This is a genomic window from Altibacter sp., from assembly GCF_019913785.1.
GTDB lineage: Bacteria > Bacteroidota > Bacteroidia > Flavobacteriales > Flavobacteriaceae > Altibacter.
Genome location: NZ_JAIOHK010000071.1, coordinates 1 through 18,672, shown reverse-complemented (window position 1 = coordinate 18,672; position 18,672 = coordinate 1). Strand labels below are relative to the sequence as shown.

Genomic DNA, 18,672 nt, shown 5'->3' with positions numbered 1-18,672 from the left:
CCCGATTTCTTTAATTGGACAAAATCGCCAATCACCTCCTCTACGCGGGCGGTCTCGAACACATTGTCTATGGTTGTTTTTGAAATCAAGCTGAAGTATTCTGTGTTCCGTAAAAATACTAGTAATTTTTAATTTTAAGATATAAAAAAAGCTTCATTTCTGAAGCTTTTCCTGAGGGATCAAAGGTCTAATCCATATCGAACCGCAGTCCGAGAGAGATATTCCGCATCTCCACCGGATTGTCTTTAAATATTGGGTTTAGATCGTATTTTATGTATAAAGCGGCTTCTCGCCAACCAAGGTAGGCACTGAGCCCGTAAATAAAGTTATTGGTATTGTAATCGGCCTTTAGTTTCTCTTTTACATCTTCGCCCTCCATGGAATATTTTAGTTTTTGTCTAGAACTCAATTTAAAGCCTGCATAGCCTCCAATCCCGACTTTTATTTGATTCTTTGTAGAATATCTAAAATATTCTTCCTTTTCTATCTTCTTTGAAGGGCCAAATTCGAAATGAACGGGAAACACCAGATTGTCCATTCTAAACTTCGATTTGTCCAAATCTTGGAGATGCTCCATAAGGACCGTTTGCTCTCCAGTATCGACAAAATAGCGGTTATCGGTTGGTTTCAACCCGTTGAATTGAAAAGAAAATCCATACTTAACACGAAGCCAGTTACTTTCTTCAAATACACGTGTTTTCCACGCCCAGCCTATTTCGGCAAAACGACTACCTCCCACTTTAAAGTCGGAATCATTCAACGATTGTCCGTCGACTATTACATTGTTAAAGCCTACGGCCAACACAAAATCGCTATAGGTACGACGATCGTATTTGATCTCATGATCCTCATAGGTGATGTCCAAAATGTTTCCTTTTCCGAAGAATGAAATGGTAAGCTTATCATTCTTATCTACCAGTGAATCGTTGGCATTTCGTTCTAAGAGCGCTACTTTGTTGTCGATGATGGCCAGCCTATTTTCAATATTCAATGCGCGCTTTTCGGCAGCAGCTTGTTTAAGCGCTTCGGCTTCTTCCAGGGTTATTGACTGACTGTCAAGGCGTTTATTGATACGCTCGACTTCCTTCTTAAGCGCTTCCTTTTCTTCGATTACAATGCTCTCTTTGGCTTCTTTTAAGATTTTTATGTCATTACTTTGACCTGTTTCCTGGGCAATTCCAAAGGACAGAGCTAGTGCCCATAGCACCCCAGCGATGCAATACGTAATTGTTCTCATAATGTTCGTGAGTTTTACCGCTAACTGCGGTGTGATTGATGAATGTTACTAATTATTTCGTTCGGTTACGGCGGTCCGTATTTTTTGGAATCCATCTCCTAGGGCGTCAAAGACCTTGTCTCTGAACCCGCGTTCTAATTCGAATTCCACATCCATAAGCAGGGCGGTTGCATCTACTTTTTGGGTGTTTTTATTTAAGAATCGTTGTGTTTTTATATCGCGTTGCGCAGCAGCCAAAAGCGCTTCTACCTCGTCAATAGAAATTGAACTATTCGATTGTTGAATTTCCTTCAGCCTGGCAACCACCTCTTCTACCTTTTTATCTTCAAATGAATTATCCTGTATTACATTGTCCAGCTCTTGAACCGATTTCTTCTCAATTTCCTGCTTCTCAACGAGCGCGACTGCTTCCGTTAACTTATTTTGCCGATTTTTCTGAAGCTGAACCGCTTTCTTATTGGTTACTTTTTCTGAAGTTTTTTCTTCGGGTTGTATTACTTCTAGTGCAATTTCTTCGGCAGGTAGTTCTTGAGGAATTATTTCAGAATTATTTTCTGATTCTACGTTTTCCGAAGGATTTTCTTCAGTGACAATTTCTGTGGTAGTTGATGTTGGTTGATACACCAAACTTCCTATCACCAACAAGGCTGTAATACTCGCAGCAATTGCCAGCCAAAGAAACGTATTGCCTCCTCTATCTTCTTGGGTATCCAATTGAGCCTCCAGCTTCTTCCATGCCGCTTTCGAGGGTTTTAACTCCCGCTCCTGCAGCTTTTCTCTAATATTATCGTCTAATTTAAGGGGTGCCATAACTAATATTGTTTTGTGTTACCTTGGACTGAAGCATTTTACGGGCTTTGAACAATTGCGATTTTGAGGTGCTTTCGGTTATCTCGAGCAGCTCGGCAATTTCACTGTGCTTATAGCCTTCAACAGCATACAAAACAAACACGGTTTTGTAGCCATTCGGTAGGGAGTCGATCATTCTTTGAATTTCTACGACTTCCAATTCGGTTTCGATATAAGCGACATGATCTATGGAATTCTCTATTTCAGTCTCTGTTTTAAATTCCAGTTTTTTGTCTTTCCGAAGTTGAGAAATCGATTCGTTTACCATAATTCGGCGAATCCAACCTTCAAAACTTCCTTCTGCCTTGTACGTATGTAAATATTTAAACACCTTTAAAAAACCTGTAAGCATTACCTCCTCCGCCAGATCATTGTTCTTTATATATTGCCTGCAAACGCTTAGCATTTTTGGTGCAAACAACTCGAACAAATCATGCTGTGCGCGCCGATTTCCCTTGCTTGCGGAAGCAATTAGTTTTGAATAATTTTTATGTAATGAAATAAGTTTCAAGTTCCGCTTCGCTTGTTAAAGGCTTCTAATATAGAGACGCAAGTTGTTCTTAAAAAGTTGCCTGAAGTAAAAAAGATTTTATTTAGTTAGGTGGTATCACTATAATTATACCAAATTGAAAACGCCAAAGACTACTTCTTCCTGTCGATTACATAATTGACCATAAGTTCGAGGGAATCCTTAAAGGGCGAATTGGGATACGATTGCAAGAGCTGCAACGCCTCCTTTTGATAGGCTTTCATTTTGGAAACCGCGTATTCGAGTCCGCCGGTATTTTTCACAAATCCTATGACCTCTTTCACGCGTTTATTGTCCCTGTTGTGATTTTTCACCGAGTTGATTAACCAGCGTCTATCTTTTTCGGAGGCATGCGTGAGTGCATAGATCAAAGGCAGTGTCATTTTTTGTTCCTTGATATCGATGCCGGTAGGTTTTCCAATGGCCTCATCTCCGTAATCAAATAAATCGTCCTTAATTTGAAACGCCATTCCTATGAGTTCACCAAATTTTCGCATGGTCTCCACTTCATTTTTAGGAGCATTAACCGATTGTGCCCCCATAGCGCAACAGGCTGCGATAAGCGTTGCCGTTTTCTTTCGGATAATCTCAAAATAGACCTCCTCGGTAATATCAAGCTTTCGTGCCTTTTCAATTTGTAGCAGCTCCCCCTCACTCATTTCCCGCACCGCAATCGATATGATCTTCAGCAGATCAAAGTCGTCATTATCTATGGATAGCAATAGCCCTTTCGACAGTAAATAATCACCTACCAATACCGCGATCTTATTCTTCCACAGTGCATTAATGCTGAAAAAGCCACGCCTTCGATTACTATCGTCCACCACATCGTCGTGCACCAGTGTAGCAGTGTGTATCAACTCGATTACCGAAGCACCTCGGTAGGTACGTTCATTCACCTCGCCATTGTTGGTCATTTTGGCGATTAGGAACACGAACATAGGGCGCATTTGTTTACCCTTTCTATTTACAACGTAATGTGTTATTCGATTAAGGAGCGATACTTTGGAAGACATGGAAATGGAAAACTTTTTTTCGAAAAGCTCCATCTCATATTCAATGGGTAATTTTATTTGAGAGACTATCTTCATTGAATTCCAAAGATAGGTAAATTGACCATTTCTAATTACTGTTTATTCGCCAATTGCCCACAGGCTGCATCGATGTCTTTTCCACGACTTCGACGAACTGTTACCGGAATCCTGTTTTTTTCTAAAGCAGTAATATAGCTTTGAATGACCCGATCCGGCGCTTGTTGAAATTCACCGTCATCGATGGGATTGTATTCAATAAGATTTACTTTACAAGGAACATAATTACAAAATCGGACCAGGGCTTCAATGGCTTCTGTGGTATCATTGATTCCACCCCAAACAATATATTCGTAGGTAATTCGCCGATTTGTTTTTTCATACCAATATTCCAAGGATTCCCGAAGATCGGTTAAATGAAAACTCTTCGCAAAGGGCATGATCTGCTCGCGTGTTTCCTGAATAGCAGAATGCAACGATACTGCCAAATGGAACTTCACTTTATCATCGGCTAGTTTTTTTATCATTTTCGGTACGCCTGATGTGGAAAGAGTAATTCGCTTAGGAGACATGCCCAGTCCTTCTTCCGACGTAATCTTATCAATTGCCTCCAAGACGTTTTTATAGTTCATCAACGGTTCTCCCATGCCCATAAAAACAATATTGGAGAGCGGCCTATCGTGATACAATCTGCTTTCTTTGTCGATGGCCACCACCTGATCGTAGATCTCGTCTGGATTGAGGTTTCGCATGCGTTTTAATCGTGCTGTGGCACAAAATTTACAATCCAGGCTACAGCCTACCTGAGAGGAAACACAGGCCGTAGTTCTTTTTTTGGTAGGGATTAGAACGGACTCTACAACAAGTCCGTCGTGTAGCTTTACGGCGTTCTTTACAGTACCGTCTTTACTTTTCTGAAGACTATCCACTTTGATGTGATTGATGACGAAATTCGCCTCCAAATGCGCACGGGTCTCCTTCGAAATATTGGTCATTGCATCAAAACTGTGCAATCCTTTTGTCCAAAGCCATTCATAGACCTGATTACCGCGGAATGCCTGATCGCCAATACTCATAAAGAAGTCGCGTAATTCTTCCTTGGACAGTGCTCGTATGTCTTTCTTTTCTGAAGTCATTTAAGGGCAAAAATACAGTTTCCGAAGCAGTTGACGCCACCTCTTAGTAGTTTTTTAGGATTTCAGAATAGTGAGGAAATAGGCTTATCGATGGATCACAATTTTCTTGGTGATCTCCGACTTGGATTCTTCATCCACCAAGCGTAGAAAATAGATTCCTTCGGCATAGCGATCTACCATGATCGTATTCATGGTATTGGATACAGATCCTTCGATTAATTGTTGTCCAACTACATTATAAAGCCCATAGGAGAGGTTAGGATAGCGGCTATTCATGACCGTGATATAAGTGCTGGCCGGATTAGGGTATACATCCAATGTCCCATTTATTTCAACATCCGGTATGTTCAATATATTCTGCAGTGTTTCGACGGTAGTTTGTCCTGTATTTAATGGGTCTAACCAGTCTTTCAAACGAGTGGCAGCACTTGACCCGGCATTCCAAGAAACACCAAAACGGCCGTAAATGTCGTATTCCCCGTTATTACTGGTGCCATCACAAAAGGATTGCCCCGCATACAATTGTCCTATAATTTTACCGGATTCATTGAACAATGGTGAACCGGAAGACCCGCTTTCAGTTGTTCCAATTTCCCATCCGTTCCCGGTTCCTACAGCACCTCCACCAATAAGCCACACCTGTGTTCCGGCAGCATTTTCGTGAATGGCGCCTGAGTCGTCGCGACAAATCTTCATAATATCTCCATTTGGATGATGGATGCCCACTTCAAATATGGGTAAGGCATCTGAATTATCCCATCCGGCAAAAGCGATGTCCCACGTATTCGGTATATTGTTAACAAGCTCCACCAAGGCAAAATCGCTCAATGCGTTATTGGCCCGTAGCTCTGCGCCACTCATGGTGAAATTGGTCTGCAAATCGGCACTTTCTCCTACTTCCGCACAAACCGGACTAGGGCTTATCCAATTAAATCGTATGGACCATAGCGCCGGGTTACTGTTCTCAAGACAGTGGTTGGCCGTTAATAAATAAGGAGTTTTATCACTCGCCGTATTATTAACCAAAGAAGCAGAACACAGGTATCCGTTTCCAAGATTCAAAATAGTAACGGCTTTTTTTACAATGTCTTTATAATCGTCGAAGTCTTCACCAATGGGACAATTTACGTCATAATTACAATCCCCCGAGTCATTTAATCCTCTGTTGAGACCGGCCCATTCATCAACCTTCCCCATGCGATAACCGTGAATTACACTTCCAATAGCTAATTCTACGGACTCTGTGACGGTCGTCGGTTCGTAATACTCCACCCAAATAATATCATCGTTCACATACCAAGATCCCAATTGTTTATTGGACCTGTTATTTTGTGCGGTATATGCCTTAGAGGTTTCGGTTCGGTCTTCGTTAAATAAAAAGAGGCGGGCTCCGGGAGGTATATAAAAATCGTCGAAATTAACACTAATGTTGATGGCATCGGTGGATTTGATGGCGACCTGCCATATTCTACCGCGGTTATTGGGCAAAGTGGTCCATACGCCATCTTCATTTAAATCTAACTGAAGGGGTCGTTGTATACCGTACCGCCATGGTTGGCTTTTATCGAGATCGTTGATGCTATCTTCGGCATGAATGGCCGTTAGGTCTAATGGAGGTAATTCGATTAAGGTAATTCGGTTCTGGATATTCAATATCCAACTTACAGGAACATCATTTTCAAAGTCCTGAGCATGCGTCACACCCACTATGGTGAATAAAAAAAAGAAAAGTAGTAATTTTTTCATTCAAGCACTGGTTAGTTTTACTACAAGTATACTAAAGTACTTCTTTATTTTGATAATTGAAAATCAAATCGTTAGAAATAAAAAAATCCCGATAAAATATCAGGATTTTTAGGTGTTTTATGTATAACAGCCTTTAAATGATCAACATAGCATCTCCATAGGTATAAAAGCGATACTTTTCTTTAATGGCTTCGGCGTAAGCCTGTTTAATGAATTCGTGACCTGCAAAGGCTGATACCATCATTAACAAGGTCGATTTTGGCGTATGAAAGTTCGTCACCATCGTGTTTGCGATACTAAAATCGTAGGGAGGAAAAATAAACTTATTGGTCCAACCCGAATACGCATTTAAAGTATGATCTGAAGATACCGAACTTTCCAAGGCGCGCATGGCTGTGGTACCCACGGCACAAATACGTTTCTTCCTTGTTATTGCCGTATTTATAACGCCTACCGCATCCTCTTTTATGATAATCTCTTCGGAGTCCATTTTATGTTTGGAAAGATCTTCCACCTCAACAGGGCTGAACGTTCCAAGACCTACGTGTAAGGTCACTTCGGCGAAATTAATTCCTTTAATTTCCAAACGCTTCAGCAGGTGTTTCGAAAAGTGCAAACCCGCTGTGGGAGCAGCAACGGCTCCTTCATTTTTGGCGAAGATAGTCTGGTATCGTTCAGCATCTTCAGGTTCAACTTCTCTTTTTATATATTTTGGCAGTGGTGTTTCCCCAAGTTCGGTCAACTTACTGCGAAATTCCTCGTACGAACCATCAAAAAGAAAGCGGAGCGTTCTACCACGTGAGGTCGTATTATCGATGACTTCGGCCACCAAGGACTCATCATCTCCAAAATAAAGCTTATTCCCAATTCTAATTTTACGGGCTGGATCCACGAGCACATCCCATAAACGCGTTTCCGGATTTAATTCGCGCAATAAGAATACTTCAATACGCGCTCCCGTCTTCTCCTTATTCCCAAATAAACGGGCGGGAAACACTTTGGTATTATTAAGAACTAAAACATCGTCTTCTTTAAAGTAATCGATCAAATCTTTGAACATCTTATGCTCAATGGTCTTTTCCTTACGGTTAAGAACCATCAGACGAGATTCGTCTCGATTTGGTGCCGGATATTCGGCTAATAATTCAGGTGGAAGGTTAAAGTTAAAATTGGATAATTTCATTCCCATAGCAGAAGGTAGTTTTAGCTTTAAAAAGGGGCAAATATACAACCTCGAGATAGGGGTTGTCAAGTAAAACGCGATATATTATTGATAATCTACTGAAATACCGGCTTTCCGAAGATTTTCCCAAAAGCTTGGAAATGATTTTGAAACCACATTTGGATCCTTAATTTGAAGTGGAATTCGCAAGGCCAGCGGTGCAAAAGCCATGGCCATACGATGATCGTTATAGGTATCAACCACGATATTCTCATTTATTTTTTCTGAAGGCTGTACCACTATTGCACTAGAAGTTAGGGCGACGGTGGCACCCAGTTTCTCCAATTCGGTTTTTAATGCCAACAGTCGGTCCGTTTCTTTGATTTTCAAGGTGTGTAAACCCGTCAATTCACAAGCGATCCCCAACCCGAAGCAGGTGACCGCAATTGTTTGTGCAATATCGGGCGTATCGATCAGGTGTAGTTTTAACTGTTCCGCATGATTAATTTTCGTTTTGGTCAATGTAATGCTTGCTTCGGAAGCGTTAAAAGTAGTGGTCACACCCAGTTTTTTGTATATGGATGTCAAAGCCGAATCCCCTTGCAAACTTTCGGCATAAAAACTTTTTAAGGTAACAGTAAGATCTTTGGACAAGGCTACTAGACTATAAAAATAAGAGGCCGAACTCCAATCCGATTCAACCGTAATAGTCTGCGGGGCCAACTTTTCTAAAGCGCTTATTTTGATTGTATTTTCTGAAAAACTACAGGAAACACCAATTCTTTGTAATAGTGACAGTGTCATTTCAATATAGGGCAGAGAGGTTGGCTCTCCCTCTAACTCGATCATAAGTCCGTTGGATAGCTTTGGCGCTATGAGCATCAATGCCGTAATGTACTGACTACTTACATTCGCCATGATTTCGACTGTATCTATGGAAAGCTGCTTTCCTTCTATTTTCAAGGGAGGAAAACCCTCATTCTCCAGATAATTGATATCGGCTCCCATGCTGCGTAGGGCATCCACCAAAATACCAATGGGGCGTTGATGCATGCGATCACTCCCCTTCAAAACTACCGAAGCTCCTTCTTTTGTCGCGAAATAAGCAGTAAGAAAGCGCATGGCTGTCCCGGCATGATGCACATCGATATTTTCTTCTGAAGTGCTTAAACCATGTTTTAAAAATGAAGTATCGTCGCTATCGGATAGGTTTTTGAGTGTTAAACTAGGAAAAAAGGCCTGCAGTATCAGCAATCGATTGGATTCACTTTTTGAGCCTGCCACATGGATGACCGGTTGCACTTCGGCACGAAGACCCTCTTTAAGTAATACCTTCATTCCTTCTGTTCTTCACGTTTGAGCTTTGCTCTAAATTTTCCGAAGGTGACAAAAAACCCATATATAAAGCCCGCTACTGCTGTTCCCAGGATAAATAATAATGGATTTTGCGCTGTAATGAAATCGGCAGAAAATCCTTCAATCGCCCATTTAATCAATAAAAAGAGGATCACAAATGCCAACCCCAATGAAACCACCGATTTCCAAAAACCTTTATGTGAAATAATTTGTTTGAACATATTACTTTAATTTATCGTTGCTGTGATGTCTATTGTGATCCCGCCTTGTCTTCGCTTCCAATTTCTTATCGAAAGCATCTTGTAAATCCACCCCTGTTTGATTGGCCAAACAAAGTACTACAAAAATCACATCGGCCAGTTCTTCTCCAAGATCCTTCTGTTTATCACTCTCCTTTTCACTTTGTTCACCATACCTTCTCGCAATAATACGAGCCACCTCACCTACTTCTTCAGTAAGCTGTGCCATATTGGTAAGCTCATTGAAATAGCGCACACCATGTTTTTTTATCCATTGATCTACAGCAAGTTGGGCGTCTTTGAGTTCCATAGTCTAAATTTTTGAAAGGACAACTTTCTCATTCTCCTTTTCGATCATTAATTCGTAGAATTTTTTAAGGCCTGCATAGGAGTCGGCAGACATAAAAGGCTGGTTTATTGCAAATTCTACAGACAATTGTATTTTATTCTCAGAACTTGAACTTGAATATCGAAAACTTCCCATGTTCTGCTCTAAACTAAATTGCACACTTTCGGGCAATGACTCTACTTGATATCCCTCAGGTATTTCAATAGCAATTAGCAATCGATTTTTTACCGGATAACCATAATCAATGGGATACATCCGTTTATCTAATTTAAAAGGATTTTCTTTCGTTGCCATATACAACATAGGTGAAAAGTACAACTTATCGTTTATATTCTCAACAAGGTCGAACGACTCAAAATTATAGGAAAGGTTTACAGGCTCGTACAATTTATTCAAATTTTCAAAATTGATATCGGCGACCTCTGTTTCACTAAAATCTTTTTCTATGTTTTTCCGAGTATCGTCACTATTGGTATTCGTGTATTTATTTCGGTATTCCTTCGAATAATGTCCGGTGAATCTATTTTGAGAAGTCCCTTTGACGGTAAGGTCATCGGTAAACGAAGCATTCACCATTGTATTGGCAATGGCATGATCTTTAGGGCTTAAAGACACCCAAGTTGAATTTCCATCCTTGCTAACAATTCGACCTTGCCAATTTAAAAGTTTTGATTCTAGAATATTTATCTCATTCTGCTTATTGGTTGCATCCAACAAATAGATGTTAGTACCTCCTTCAAAAACACTGGCGATTACATAATTAAATCCATTAATGGTAGGATAAACAGGAATGCCATGCACCTTAGTACTAACTAAGACCGGGTTTGCATTTAGCCCTGCATAGCGCAACATAGCAGTAAGCATTAAGTTGATGTCACCTACATTCCCTCCTCCATTTTTATAGGCAGATTTTACACCCTCGTCGCTAAATATCCCATTGATCGAATTCCAAGTCATTTTTGTTTTTACAAATTCAAAAACTCGCATCATTTTCTCATTCTCGTTACTTACTCCTTTTAGCAAATTATCGATATCCTCTTCAAAATAATTAGTCCTTTTCAATTCGTCACCAAAAGAAGAAGATTCAAAAACTGTTTTAGAAACATCTTCCCAAGTTGCCGTAAATGTTTGAAATGGAGACCCCGGAAACTTTGTATAGGACAGTTCGAACTTTAAAGAGGCTGCATAATTGTCGATATTGCCTACATACTTTTCCTCCTTCAAGGCCGGCGCATTAACTATAGTAACTTCATAAATATCCTCTCTAAAAGTAATATCTGTCGATCTAGTTCTATCGACTGCAGACGAATTGGAAGTTATCGCAGCTTCGGTGTATCTAAAATTCATAGTTCGATCTATTCCATTTTTCTCAATTTTAATAGGAAGCCAACCTTTTTGATGGGTTTTATAGTTCAAATATTCCGGAGTTGCAAACCTAAGATAGGCACGATCTACCGGAATGGTTTCTTGGAATCTGTATTCGTCTATGTTTTGTGTGAAAGGCGATTTAACCTTATACCTGTATTCAATGACACTCCCTTCGGTAATAGATGGCATGGTGAATTTAGTGACTTCGAGATATTTACTAACCTCTTCATCGAAAATACCATCATTTCTAAGTTTTACTTCATCAATTTTACCATCGGAAGTTAAATTATAGGTGTACCCTTTTAGTCCGGAAATTATTTCTTTGCTACTTCCTCCTCCTTGGTACAGATTCACTTTTTTTGTAGCCCAATCAAATCCTTCTTTATTGTATATTTTGATGCGCTCAAATACTTCGGTCATCACGTAGAATCCATCTTCTTGTGAGTATTCAAAATTAGTGCGATGTTCTCTATATAGTACCGCGGCATTGGCGGACGGGTCTAGGGGATGACTCTTCTGACTTAATTCTTCCGTCGAGACCTTGCCAAACCTAAAATCCTGAGAAAAGGAAGTTTGAACAAGGCTTAAGACAAAAAGTAAGGTAATAGTTAGGCTTTTCATGAGATGGTTATTAATTTTATTTTGGTGTTAGTAATATTTTTGAGGAATCCAATTTTGATATCTTTCGTCTAAAACTCCGATAGTTTTCGTATTCGGAAGCAGGAAAAGTTCCTTTCTTGATGGTCAATTTCCGATTGTATTTTATTCGATTTTCTGCAAGTTTCTCAAATTGAATACTGTAGCTGCCAAATTTATTGGTCACTGTTTCATTCTTCGGAAGGGAATCTACGCTATAGCCTTCAGGAATGGTAATATCGAATGAATCCACATCTTCAAAGCCTTCCTTGATATGCAGCATTTGTTGGCGATCCCGAATCCGTGAAGGTATATATTGAGATTGATTAAACACATTGGGACATAGCAATAAATCATTTCCTACTTCCAACAAATAATTGGGAATGACCAATTCCAGATGTTCGGAAAAAACAATGTCATCTTTGTTGTCCTGAAGCGTTACCTTGTCAATACTAAAGCCATTAATATAGCTCCATCTTTCCTTATAGTGCTTCTCCAGTTCATTTTTTGATTTCGTGGCCCACATATATTTATCATCGTACTGCAGTCCTTTTGATACCACATTCACATTTGCTCGAAGCACTCCCTGAGCATCAATAAAAATGGATCCAGTATTTTCCTGTGTATTGTCTTTGTGTGAGTATGTTTTTGTACGCACTATTTTTCCTCCTTCCGGCGTGATGATCAAGACATCCCTATCGTCGCTAAAACTTCCTCCAAAGCCAAAGGGAGCGTCTTGACTGGTACATTCTAACCATACAATGTCATTGTCCACGGGGATTCCTAAAATGGCATGATTTCCCTGTAATAAAGAAAAGTCATTTGAGAAATCGAGTCCGTTAGACCCTGCATACAATATGGTATAATAAGAAGGGATCCCTACCGCTTCAAGTAACGACTTTGTATAATTGGTGAGTGCTTTACAATCGCCATAGCTCAATTTATCTACTTCCGAAGCCAACATAGGTTTCCACCCTCCAACGCCAATTTGAACGCTAATATAACGCACCTTATTCTGAACGAACTCATATATTTTTTTAGCCTTTGCTAAATTGGTTGTATCATTCTGAACTAGATTTTTAATACGTTCTACTGTGCCTTCGGGTAAATCGTTTACATCGTGTAAAATAGACGATTGCATCCAAAATCCTAACTCCTTCCAATTGTTGGCTATTACCGGCACCCCCTTATAAAAGAATTTGTTAAGTGCAAAACGCACATTTGGGGCGATCAAAGGAAACGGCAGGCTTGCGTCCTCATATCGTATCGCTTTAATGTTTTTTGCTATACCAATTATTGCTGTAGGAGTTTCAGAAATCGATATATCATATCCGTCTAAATTCGAGGCACTAAAACGAGGTTTGTTTGCAGGATCGAATGTTAGCTTATACGTACTTTCAATTGTACTTCTCCAGTAATTACCAACAGGGTACCATTTTGGAATAAAGGCTGTTGTCTTACTTTCTATTTCGTATTTAAATTCAAAAATGTAGGGATATTCGGAAGGTGTATAATCGAGATATAGTGCGCGATCGTCATTATACAATGAAATACCATCTCCCTTACTCACGTCGTTAAAATCTCGCTTTTTAAAATGTCTTAATTCATTACCCTTCTGATCGTATACAAATACCTCAGCACTTACCACATGGGTATCATCATCGTAAGCGACATAGGAAATTACATCATTGTCTCCCTTTTTATTCAGGACCGCCCGTACTGTATGCTCTTTGTATATAAGTTTATTGCTTTTGGAAACATCCACCTCCATCGTTTCGTGCACCAAAATACTGTTGGCGTTTGTGGTCAATTCATTCGGTATAGTTGCTACTGAATAGCTAGGCTGAGCATATACGGAAATGTATAAAAATAAAAATAGCAGTGTGGTTGTGTATTTCATAAATTTTCTCCCGTGGCAATATAAAAAAAATGAAAATTTCAAAGAAGGATTTATGTCCTATTTTTAGAATCAATTACTATCGTTACCGGGCCATCATTTACCAGGGCAACATCCATCATAGCTCCAAAAATTCCTGTGCCTACTTTTTTATTCAATTCTTTCTCCAATTGCAATACAAAAGCCTCATATAACGGAATGGCAATATCGGGTCGTGCTGCCATGATAAAAGAAGGCCTGTTTCCCTTTTTTGTAGATGCGTGCAATGTAAACTGACTAACTACTATTGCATCGCCATTGACATCCAATATAGAGAGATTCATCGCATCATTTTCATCCGAAAAAATCCTAAGTCGAGCGATCTTACCGGCCAACCAGTCGATATCCTCTTGGGTGTCTTCACTCTCGATTCCCAGTAAGATAAGAAGACCTATTTCTATACTGGAAACTACCTTTGTGTCCACGGTCACCGACACACTTTTTACACGTTGTATTACTGCTTTCATTGGGTGTAAATGTCTTTTCTGTAATTCTCGTCTTCCCCTTCTAAAATTTGAAGATAGCTCTTGTAGCGTGACCAGGCTATTTCGCCAAGATCTAACGCGTCTTTGATGGCACATTGTGGCTCTTCTATATGTAAACAATTATTGAACTTACACTGTGCTTTTCGTTCAAAAAATTCAGGGAAATAGTCGCCCAATTCTTCTTTTTCTATTTCAACCACGCCAAATCCTTTAATACCGGGTGTATCTATTATTTGAGCACCGAAAGAAAGATCAAACATTTCGGCGAAGGTAGTGGTATGCTGCCCCTGCTGATGTTGTTCAGAAATTTCTGAAGTTTTTAGGTTCAAATTTGGTTCCAGTATATTTATCAAGGTAGATTTTCCTACACCGCTATGCCCCGAAAACATCGAAACCTTGTCAACCATCAATGCCTTTACCTTATCGATGTTTTTACCTGTTTTTGCAGAAATCCCAACGCATTCATACCCAATTTTTCGGTATAGTGCCGCCAAGTATTTAATTTCCAGCAGTTCATCCTCGTTGTAGGTATCAATCTTATTAAAGAGCAATACTGCCTGTATATGATATGCCTCTGCGGTTACCAAAAAGCGGTCGATAAAAGTGGTAAATGTAGGAGGGTTATTTAAGGTGATCAATAAAAAAGCAATATCAATGTTTGCCGCGATAATGTGCGTTTGTTTGGAGAGGTTTACCGATTTCCGAATAATGTAATTGTCCCGTTGCTCAATCTTTGAGATCACACCAATTGTTTCATCTCCTTTTGTCTCTACTTCGAACTCAACCAAGTCGCCTACCGAAACCGGATTCGTGCTTTTAATACCTCCCATCCGAAACTTCCCTTTGATACGGCATTCGTAAAAATCGCCCTGTTGCGATTTTACGGTATACCAACTTCCGGTAGATTTATAAACAACCCCTTTCATCTTACAAAGTTGCGAAACATTTATTCATTTATCACTTTCTTTTGATGGTTAATGGATTCTTGGTGAATCGCTTTAAAGATGCGCAAAATAAATTCTTCACTCAACTTATTATCCTCACCTTCCAAAATCATTTTTCCCAATATCTCGTTCCATCGTTTCGTCTGAAGGATCGCAACATTATTTTTCTTTTTCAATGCGCCTATCTCATCGGCGATTTTCATACGCTTTCCTAATATTTCCAACAGCTTATGATCCATCACATCGATCTTGGTTCGCAGTGTTGCCAATTTGTTTTTGAACTCGATCGCGTCTCCTTCTTCCTTTCTAATCCGTAAGTCGATGGTCATTTGGCGTAAGGTCTCTGGTGTAATCTGCTGTGCAGCGTCACTCCAAGCATTATCAGGGTCGAAGTGTGTTTCGATCATTAAACCGTCGTAATTCAAGTCTAATGCTGTTTGACATAGATCGAAAATAATATCCCGGCGCCCGGCTATATGTGACGGGTCTAAAATAAGGGGTAAATCGGGGTATCTATTCTGAAGATCAATAGGAATTTGCCATTCGGGATTGTTCCGGTATCGTGTTTTCTCGTAGGTGGAAAATCCTCTGTGAATCACGCCTAAATTCTTAACACCGGCTTCATATAATCGCTCCACCGCACCTAGCCACAAAGCCAAATCGGGGTTCACCGGATTTTTAATTAAGACCGTCTTGTCGGTACCTTGAAGCGCATCGGCAATTTCCTGAACTATAAAGGGTGAGACAGTGGTTCGTGCTCCCACCCAAAGTATATCAACATCGTGTTTAAGGGCCAAATCAACATGGTTTGCATTGGCAACCTCCGTAGCGATTAACATGCCCGTTTCTTCCTTTGCCTTTTGCAACCATTTTAATCCTAACGAACCCACGCCTTCGAAATTACCAGGACGTGTTCGAGGTTTCCAGATACCGGCACGAAGCACCGTTGCATCGGTATCTTTTAACTGATGTGCTATCTTTAAAATCTGTGCTTCGGTTTCGGCACTACAAGGACCTGCAATTACCAAAGGATGTTGTAAACCAAACGCATCTAGCCAGCTTTTAAGTTTCTTGTTATTCTCCATGTATCGCAACTTTCGTTATGCTACTAGGCACGCTATCCAAATTTTGATTATACGTTCCTAAAATTTTTAATTCCTTTACGGTCTTTTCGAGTAATGTGGTCACTTCGGTAAAAAGTGTGTAGTCTGAAAACAACACATCCACAAAAAAAGCATATTGCCAAGGTTTCCCTACGATAGGCAGGGATTGAATTTTTGTCAAATTTATATCAAAAGTACTCAACAATTGTAAAATAGTACATAAACTTCCCACCTGATGACTGAGTTCAAACTTTAGTGTTGCCTTATTCACTTCTGAAACCTGAGTATGTGTATTTCTGGCGATTGCGACAAAGCGTGTTTGATTTTCTTTGACGGTCTGAATATTGCTGTCAAGAATTTTTAATCCGAATTTTTCTGCCACTTGTCTGCCTGCTATTGCCGCAACGCCCCTTAGATTTTGTTCTTTGATGCGTCTTGCTTCCGAAGCGGTATCCTTACCCTCAATGATCTTGCAATGCAGGGGAAATCGTTGCAAATAATCTTTGCATTGCAACAGGGCAACCGGATGTGAATGAATTTCCTCTATATCGTGAATGCTTTCAGTTTCCAGCGCCATTACAAACATTTCGATATTTAAAAACACCTCATCCACAATTTGAAAATCTCCCGAATCGATCAAACCGTAATTGGGTAGAATAGAGCCGGCTATCGAATTTTCTATGGCGAGCAGCCCGAGATCTGCATTGAAATTAGTGACCTCCCGTGTGACTTGTTCAAATGAATCGCAGGTGACGAGCTGAATTTCTGTCTCGGGAAACAGTTTTTGAACTGCTATATGGTGAAAAGAACTTTCTATGCCTTGTATTGCTACTTTCATACCTATGTAATTTTATGTTAGTGTAAAAAAAAAGTCCCGGAATAAATCCGAGACTTTCGTTATTAGTAATATGTTAATTAACTACACAACAATCTCGGATCTTTCCGTAAAATAGAAAAACCAAAAATTGAAATATGTACTTATTGACTTCATTATGCGTTTGTATGTAGCTAAAGTACCCAAAACTTTAAGATGACAAAATCTTTTTTCAACTTTTTTATTTATGTAGCTTTGAAAAAATAAATTCATGTCCATACAGGTCACACATATCACCAAAGAATACGGCAAACAGAAGGCGTTGAACAAGGTCTCTTTTCAAATTGAAAAGGGTGAGATTGTTGGTTTTTTAGGTCCCAACGGTGCAGGAAAGTCTACTATGATGAAGATTCTTACCACCTATTTAAATGCTTCGGAAGGCACGGCTGTGGTGAATAATTATTCGGTAACTGAAGAAAAATTCAACGTTCAAAAAAGTGTAGGCTATCTGGCCGAACACAATCCACTGTATTTAGATATGTATGTGCGGGAATACCTTCGGTTTAATGCCGAAATTTATAAGATCCCAAAATCTGAAGTTGAAAAAGTAATCACACAAACAGGGCTTACTTCCGAAGCGCACAAAAAAATTGAACAACTTTCGAAGGGATATCGCCAACGTGTTGGGCTGGCGAATGCATTGCTTCACGATCCGGAAGTACTCATTCTAGACGAACCAACCACCGGATTGGATCCAAATCAATTAATAGAGATTCGATCGCTCATAAAAAATATTGGAACGGAAAAAACGGTACTTCTATCTACCCATATCATGCAAGAAGTCGAAGCCATATGTGATCGTGTCATCATTATTAATAAAGGGGAGATTGTTCTCGATAAAAAACTAAGTGAACTGTCTAATAAGAAAGAACAGATTGTTGAAGTAGAGTTTAATTATCGCGTGGAAGTGGAAGCTTTAAAGCAACTGCCCCATATTTCGAAGGTGGAAAACACAAGTGGTTTTGTATATCATTTACACTTTAACACGGTTAAAGATATGCGAGGGGACGTATTTGACTATGCGCATGACAACGGATTGAAGATTTTGCAGTTGCATCAAAAAAACACAACCCTAGAGAAGTTATTTATCGAACTAACTACTCAAAAATAAGTCGGCCGGTATATAATTCTTCTACATCTACGACTCTTGGACGATTCTTACAAATAACATCCCCAAGCCCACGAATTTCACCTCTAATAATATCCTGTGGATTTACAATCATTTTATTTGTACCTCTATGAAATACATATAATCGCTCTACCTCTAAATCCCCAGCCTCAATTCTTACATCACCATCGAACAAGCCAAAAAATCCTGCATAAACTTTACCTCTCAAATAGAACTTCGAAAGGCCATTAGCATTGATATTCAAATTACCAACATCTAGATCCATATTAAAATCACCATCTCTATGAGCTCCATCCTCTTCAAAAATATCTTCGGATACCAACTTTAATTTTCTAAACCTAATTACTCCCTCACTTTCAACTGTGAGTCCTGAGCTATTCCTAATTTCGTTAATATCAGGCGAGGTAACGTACACCTTGGTTATTCCATAATCACGTACCCAGTTGCAACTGTTTCGATCACTTATGGTTAGAATACTGTCCTTAACCTTAACCTGTATTTCGTTCATTAAATTCTCGCCGGTCTCCACCCGAACATTCTGGAAATCTCCCTGACTAACAATG

Annotated in this window: 18 protein-coding genes; 1 reads left to right on the top strand and 17 read right to left on the bottom strand. The window is 39.7% G+C overall.

Annotated features, from left to right (window positions below; translation table 11 throughout):
• Positions 1–187 precede the first annotated feature (187 nt).
• The 16 genes from K8F54_RS12600 to K8F54_RS12525 all read right to left on the bottom strand — a co-directional run bounded on the left by K8F54_RS12600 (position 188) and on the right by K8F54_RS12525 (position 16,944).
• Complete coding sequence (locus K8F54_RS12600; protein WP_290791487.1) at positions 188–1,237, bottom strand: hypothetical protein; 1,050 nt, start codon at positions 1,235–1,237, stop codon at positions 188–190.
• Between the two features lie 48 nt (positions 1,238–1,285).
• Positions 1,286–2,047, bottom strand: coding sequence for a hypothetical protein (locus K8F54_RS12595; protein WP_290791486.1), 762 nt, complete (start codon positions 2,045–2,047; stop codon positions 1,286–1,288).
• Positions 2,034–2,597 (bottom strand): RNA polymerase sigma factor, encoded by a 564-nt coding sequence (locus K8F54_RS12590; protein WP_290791485.1) that lies wholly within the window; start codon positions 2,595–2,597, stop codon positions 2,034–2,036. The genes K8F54_RS12595 and K8F54_RS12590 overlap by 14 nt, the downstream gene beginning before the upstream one ends.
• Positions 2,598–2,728: 131 nt before the next feature.
• Positions 2,729–3,706 (bottom strand): polyprenyl synthetase family protein, encoded by a 978-nt coding sequence (locus tag K8F54_RS12585; RefSeq protein WP_290791484.1) that lies wholly within the window; start codon positions 3,704–3,706, stop codon positions 2,729–2,731.
• A 35-nt stretch (positions 3,707–3,741) separates the two neighbouring features.
• Positions 3,742–4,782: a 23S rRNA (adenine(2503)-C(2))-methyltransferase RlmN gene (gene rlmN, locus K8F54_RS12580; protein WP_290791483.1), complete on the bottom strand. Its 1,041-nt coding sequence runs from the start codon at positions 4,780–4,782 to the stop codon at positions 3,742–3,744.
• Between the two features lie 84 nt (positions 4,783–4,866).
• On the bottom strand, positions 4,867–6,528 hold the full coding sequence (locus tag K8F54_RS12575; RefSeq protein WP_290791482.1) for a T9SS type A sorting domain-containing protein: 1,662 nt from the start codon (positions 6,526–6,528) through the stop codon (positions 4,867–4,869).
• Between the two features lie 133 nt (positions 6,529–6,661).
• A complete protein-coding gene (gene queA / locus K8F54_RS12570; RefSeq protein WP_290791488.1) occupies positions 6,662–7,711 on the bottom strand; it encodes a tRNA preQ1(34) S-adenosylmethionine ribosyltransferase-isomerase QueA in 1,050 nt (349 codons plus the stop codon).
• 84 nt (positions 7,712–7,795) lie between these two features.
• Positions 7,796–9,028, bottom strand: coding sequence for a 3-phosphoshikimate 1-carboxyvinyltransferase (gene aroA / locus K8F54_RS12565; RefSeq protein WP_290791481.1), 1,233 nt, complete (start codon positions 9,026–9,028; stop codon positions 7,796–7,798).
• Positions 9,025–9,267 carry a hypothetical protein gene (locus K8F54_RS12560; protein WP_290791480.1) on the bottom strand — a complete coding sequence of 81 codons (243 nt, stop codon included), beginning with the start codon at positions 9,265–9,267 and terminating at the stop codon, positions 9,025–9,027. The genes aroA and K8F54_RS12560 overlap by 4 nt, the downstream gene beginning before the upstream one ends.
• Before the next feature lies 1 nt (position 9,268).
• On the bottom strand, positions 9,269–9,595 hold the full coding sequence (locus K8F54_RS12555; RefSeq protein WP_290791479.1) for a nucleotide pyrophosphohydrolase: 327 nt from the start codon (positions 9,593–9,595) through the stop codon (positions 9,269–9,271).
• 3 nt (positions 9,596–9,598) lie between these two features.
• On the bottom strand, positions 9,599–11,623 hold the full coding sequence (locus K8F54_RS12550; RefSeq protein ID WP_290791478.1) for a DUF3857 domain-containing protein: 2,025 nt from the start codon (positions 11,621–11,623) through the stop codon (positions 9,599–9,601).
• A gap of 16 nt (positions 11,624–11,639) precedes the next feature.
• Positions 11,640–13,538 (bottom strand): DUF3857 domain-containing protein, encoded by a 1,899-nt coding sequence (locus K8F54_RS12545; protein ID WP_290791477.1) that lies wholly within the window; start codon positions 13,536–13,538, stop codon positions 11,640–11,642.
• A gap of 50 nt (positions 13,539–13,588) precedes the next feature.
• Positions 13,589–14,041 carry a D-aminoacyl-tRNA deacylase gene (gene dtd / locus K8F54_RS12540; protein ID WP_290791476.1) on the bottom strand — a complete coding sequence of 151 codons (453 nt, stop codon included), beginning with the start codon at positions 14,039–14,041 and terminating at the stop codon, positions 13,589–13,591.
• The gene (rsgA, locus tag K8F54_RS12535) at positions 14,038–14,985 is read right to left on the bottom strand and encodes a ribosome small subunit-dependent GTPase A (RefSeq protein ID WP_290791475.1); all 948 of its coding nucleotides are present in this window, start codon (positions 14,983–14,985) and stop codon (positions 14,038–14,040) included. Before rsgA ends, dtd begins: the two co-directional genes overlap by 4 nt.
• Positions 14,986–15,005: 20 nt before the next feature.
• A complete protein-coding gene (locus K8F54_RS12530) occupies positions 15,006–16,088 on the bottom strand; it encodes a bifunctional 3-deoxy-7-phosphoheptulonate synthase/chorismate mutase type II (RefSeq protein ID WP_290791474.1) in 1,083 nt (360 codons plus the stop codon).
• A complete protein-coding gene (locus K8F54_RS12525; RefSeq protein ID WP_290791473.1) occupies positions 16,078–16,944 on the bottom strand; it encodes a prephenate dehydratase in 867 nt (288 codons plus the stop codon). The genes K8F54_RS12530 and K8F54_RS12525 overlap by 11 nt, the downstream gene beginning before the upstream one ends.
• 247 nt (positions 16,945–17,191) lie before the next feature.
• On the opposite strand from K8F54_RS12525, the gene gldA reads away from it, so the two are divergent.
• Entirely contained in the window at positions 17,192–18,091 is a 900-nt protein-coding gene (gene gldA, locus K8F54_RS12520) for a gliding motility-associated ABC transporter ATP-binding subunit GldA (protein WP_290791472.1), read from the top strand.
• On the opposite strand, the gene K8F54_RS12515 is transcribed toward gldA, so the two are convergent.
• On the bottom strand, positions 18,078–18,672 hold a 595-nt coding region (locus tag K8F54_RS12515; RefSeq protein ID WP_290791471.1), incomplete at its 5' end, for a head GIN domain-containing protein. The genes gldA and K8F54_RS12515 overlap by 14 nt on opposite strands.

Bases quoted from the DNA above. Each gene is read 5' to 3' on its own strand.
- K8F54_RS12600 (WP_290791487.1), bottom strand. From the start codon at position 1,237: ATGAGAACAATTACGTATTGCATCGCTGGGGTGCTATGGGCACTAGCT.
- K8F54_RS12595 (WP_290791486.1), bottom strand. From the start codon at position 2,047: ATGGCACCCCTTAAATTAGACGATAATATTAGAGAAAAGCTGCAGGAG.
- K8F54_RS12585 (WP_290791484.1), bottom strand. From the start codon at position 3,706: ATGAAGATAGTCTCTCAAATAAAATTACCCATTGAATATGAGATGGAG.
- rlmN (WP_290791483.1), bottom strand. From the start codon at position 4,782: ATGACTTCAGAAAAGAAAGACATACGAGCACTGTCCAAGGAAGAATTA.
- K8F54_RS12575 (WP_290791482.1), bottom strand. From the start codon at position 6,528: ATGAAAAAATTACTACTTTTCTTTTTTTTATTCACCATAGTGGGTGTG.
- queA (WP_290791488.1), bottom strand. From the start codon at position 7,711: ATGAAATTATCCAATTTTAACTTTAACCTTCCACCTGAATTATTAGCC.
- aroA (WP_290791481.1), bottom strand. From the start codon at position 9,028: ATGAAGGTATTACTTAAAGAGGGTCTTCGTGCCGAAGTGCAACCGGTC.
- K8F54_RS12560 (WP_290791480.1), bottom strand. From the start codon at position 9,267: ATGTTCAAACAAATTATTTCACATAAAGGTTTTTGGAAATCGGTGGTT.
- K8F54_RS12555 (WP_290791479.1), bottom strand. From the start codon at position 9,595: ATGGAACTCAAAGACGCCCAACTTGCTGTAGATCAATGGATAAAAAAA.
- K8F54_RS12550 (WP_290791478.1), bottom strand. From the start codon at position 11,623: ATGAAAAGCCTAACTATTACCTTACTTTTTGTCTTAAGCCTTGTTCAA.
- K8F54_RS12545 (WP_290791477.1), bottom strand. From the start codon at position 13,538: ATGAAATACACAACCACACTGCTATTTTTATTTTTATACATTTCCGTA.
- dtd (WP_290791476.1), bottom strand. From the start codon at position 14,041: ATGAAAGCAGTAATACAACGTGTAAAAAGTGTGTCGGTGACCGTGGAC.
- rsgA (WP_290791475.1), bottom strand. From the start codon at position 14,985: ATGAAAGGGGTTGTTTATAAATCTACCGGAAGTTGGTATACCGTAAAA.
- K8F54_RS12530 (WP_290791474.1), bottom strand. From the start codon at position 16,088: ATGGAGAATAACAAGAAACTTAAAAGCTGGCTAGATGCGTTTGGTTTA.
- K8F54_RS12525 (WP_290791473.1), bottom strand. From the start codon at position 16,944: ATGAAAGTAGCAATACAAGGCATAGAAAGTTCTTTTCACCATATAGCA.
- gldA (WP_290791472.1), top strand. From the start codon at position 17,192: ATGTCCATACAGGTCACACATATCACCAAAGAATACGGCAAACAGAAG.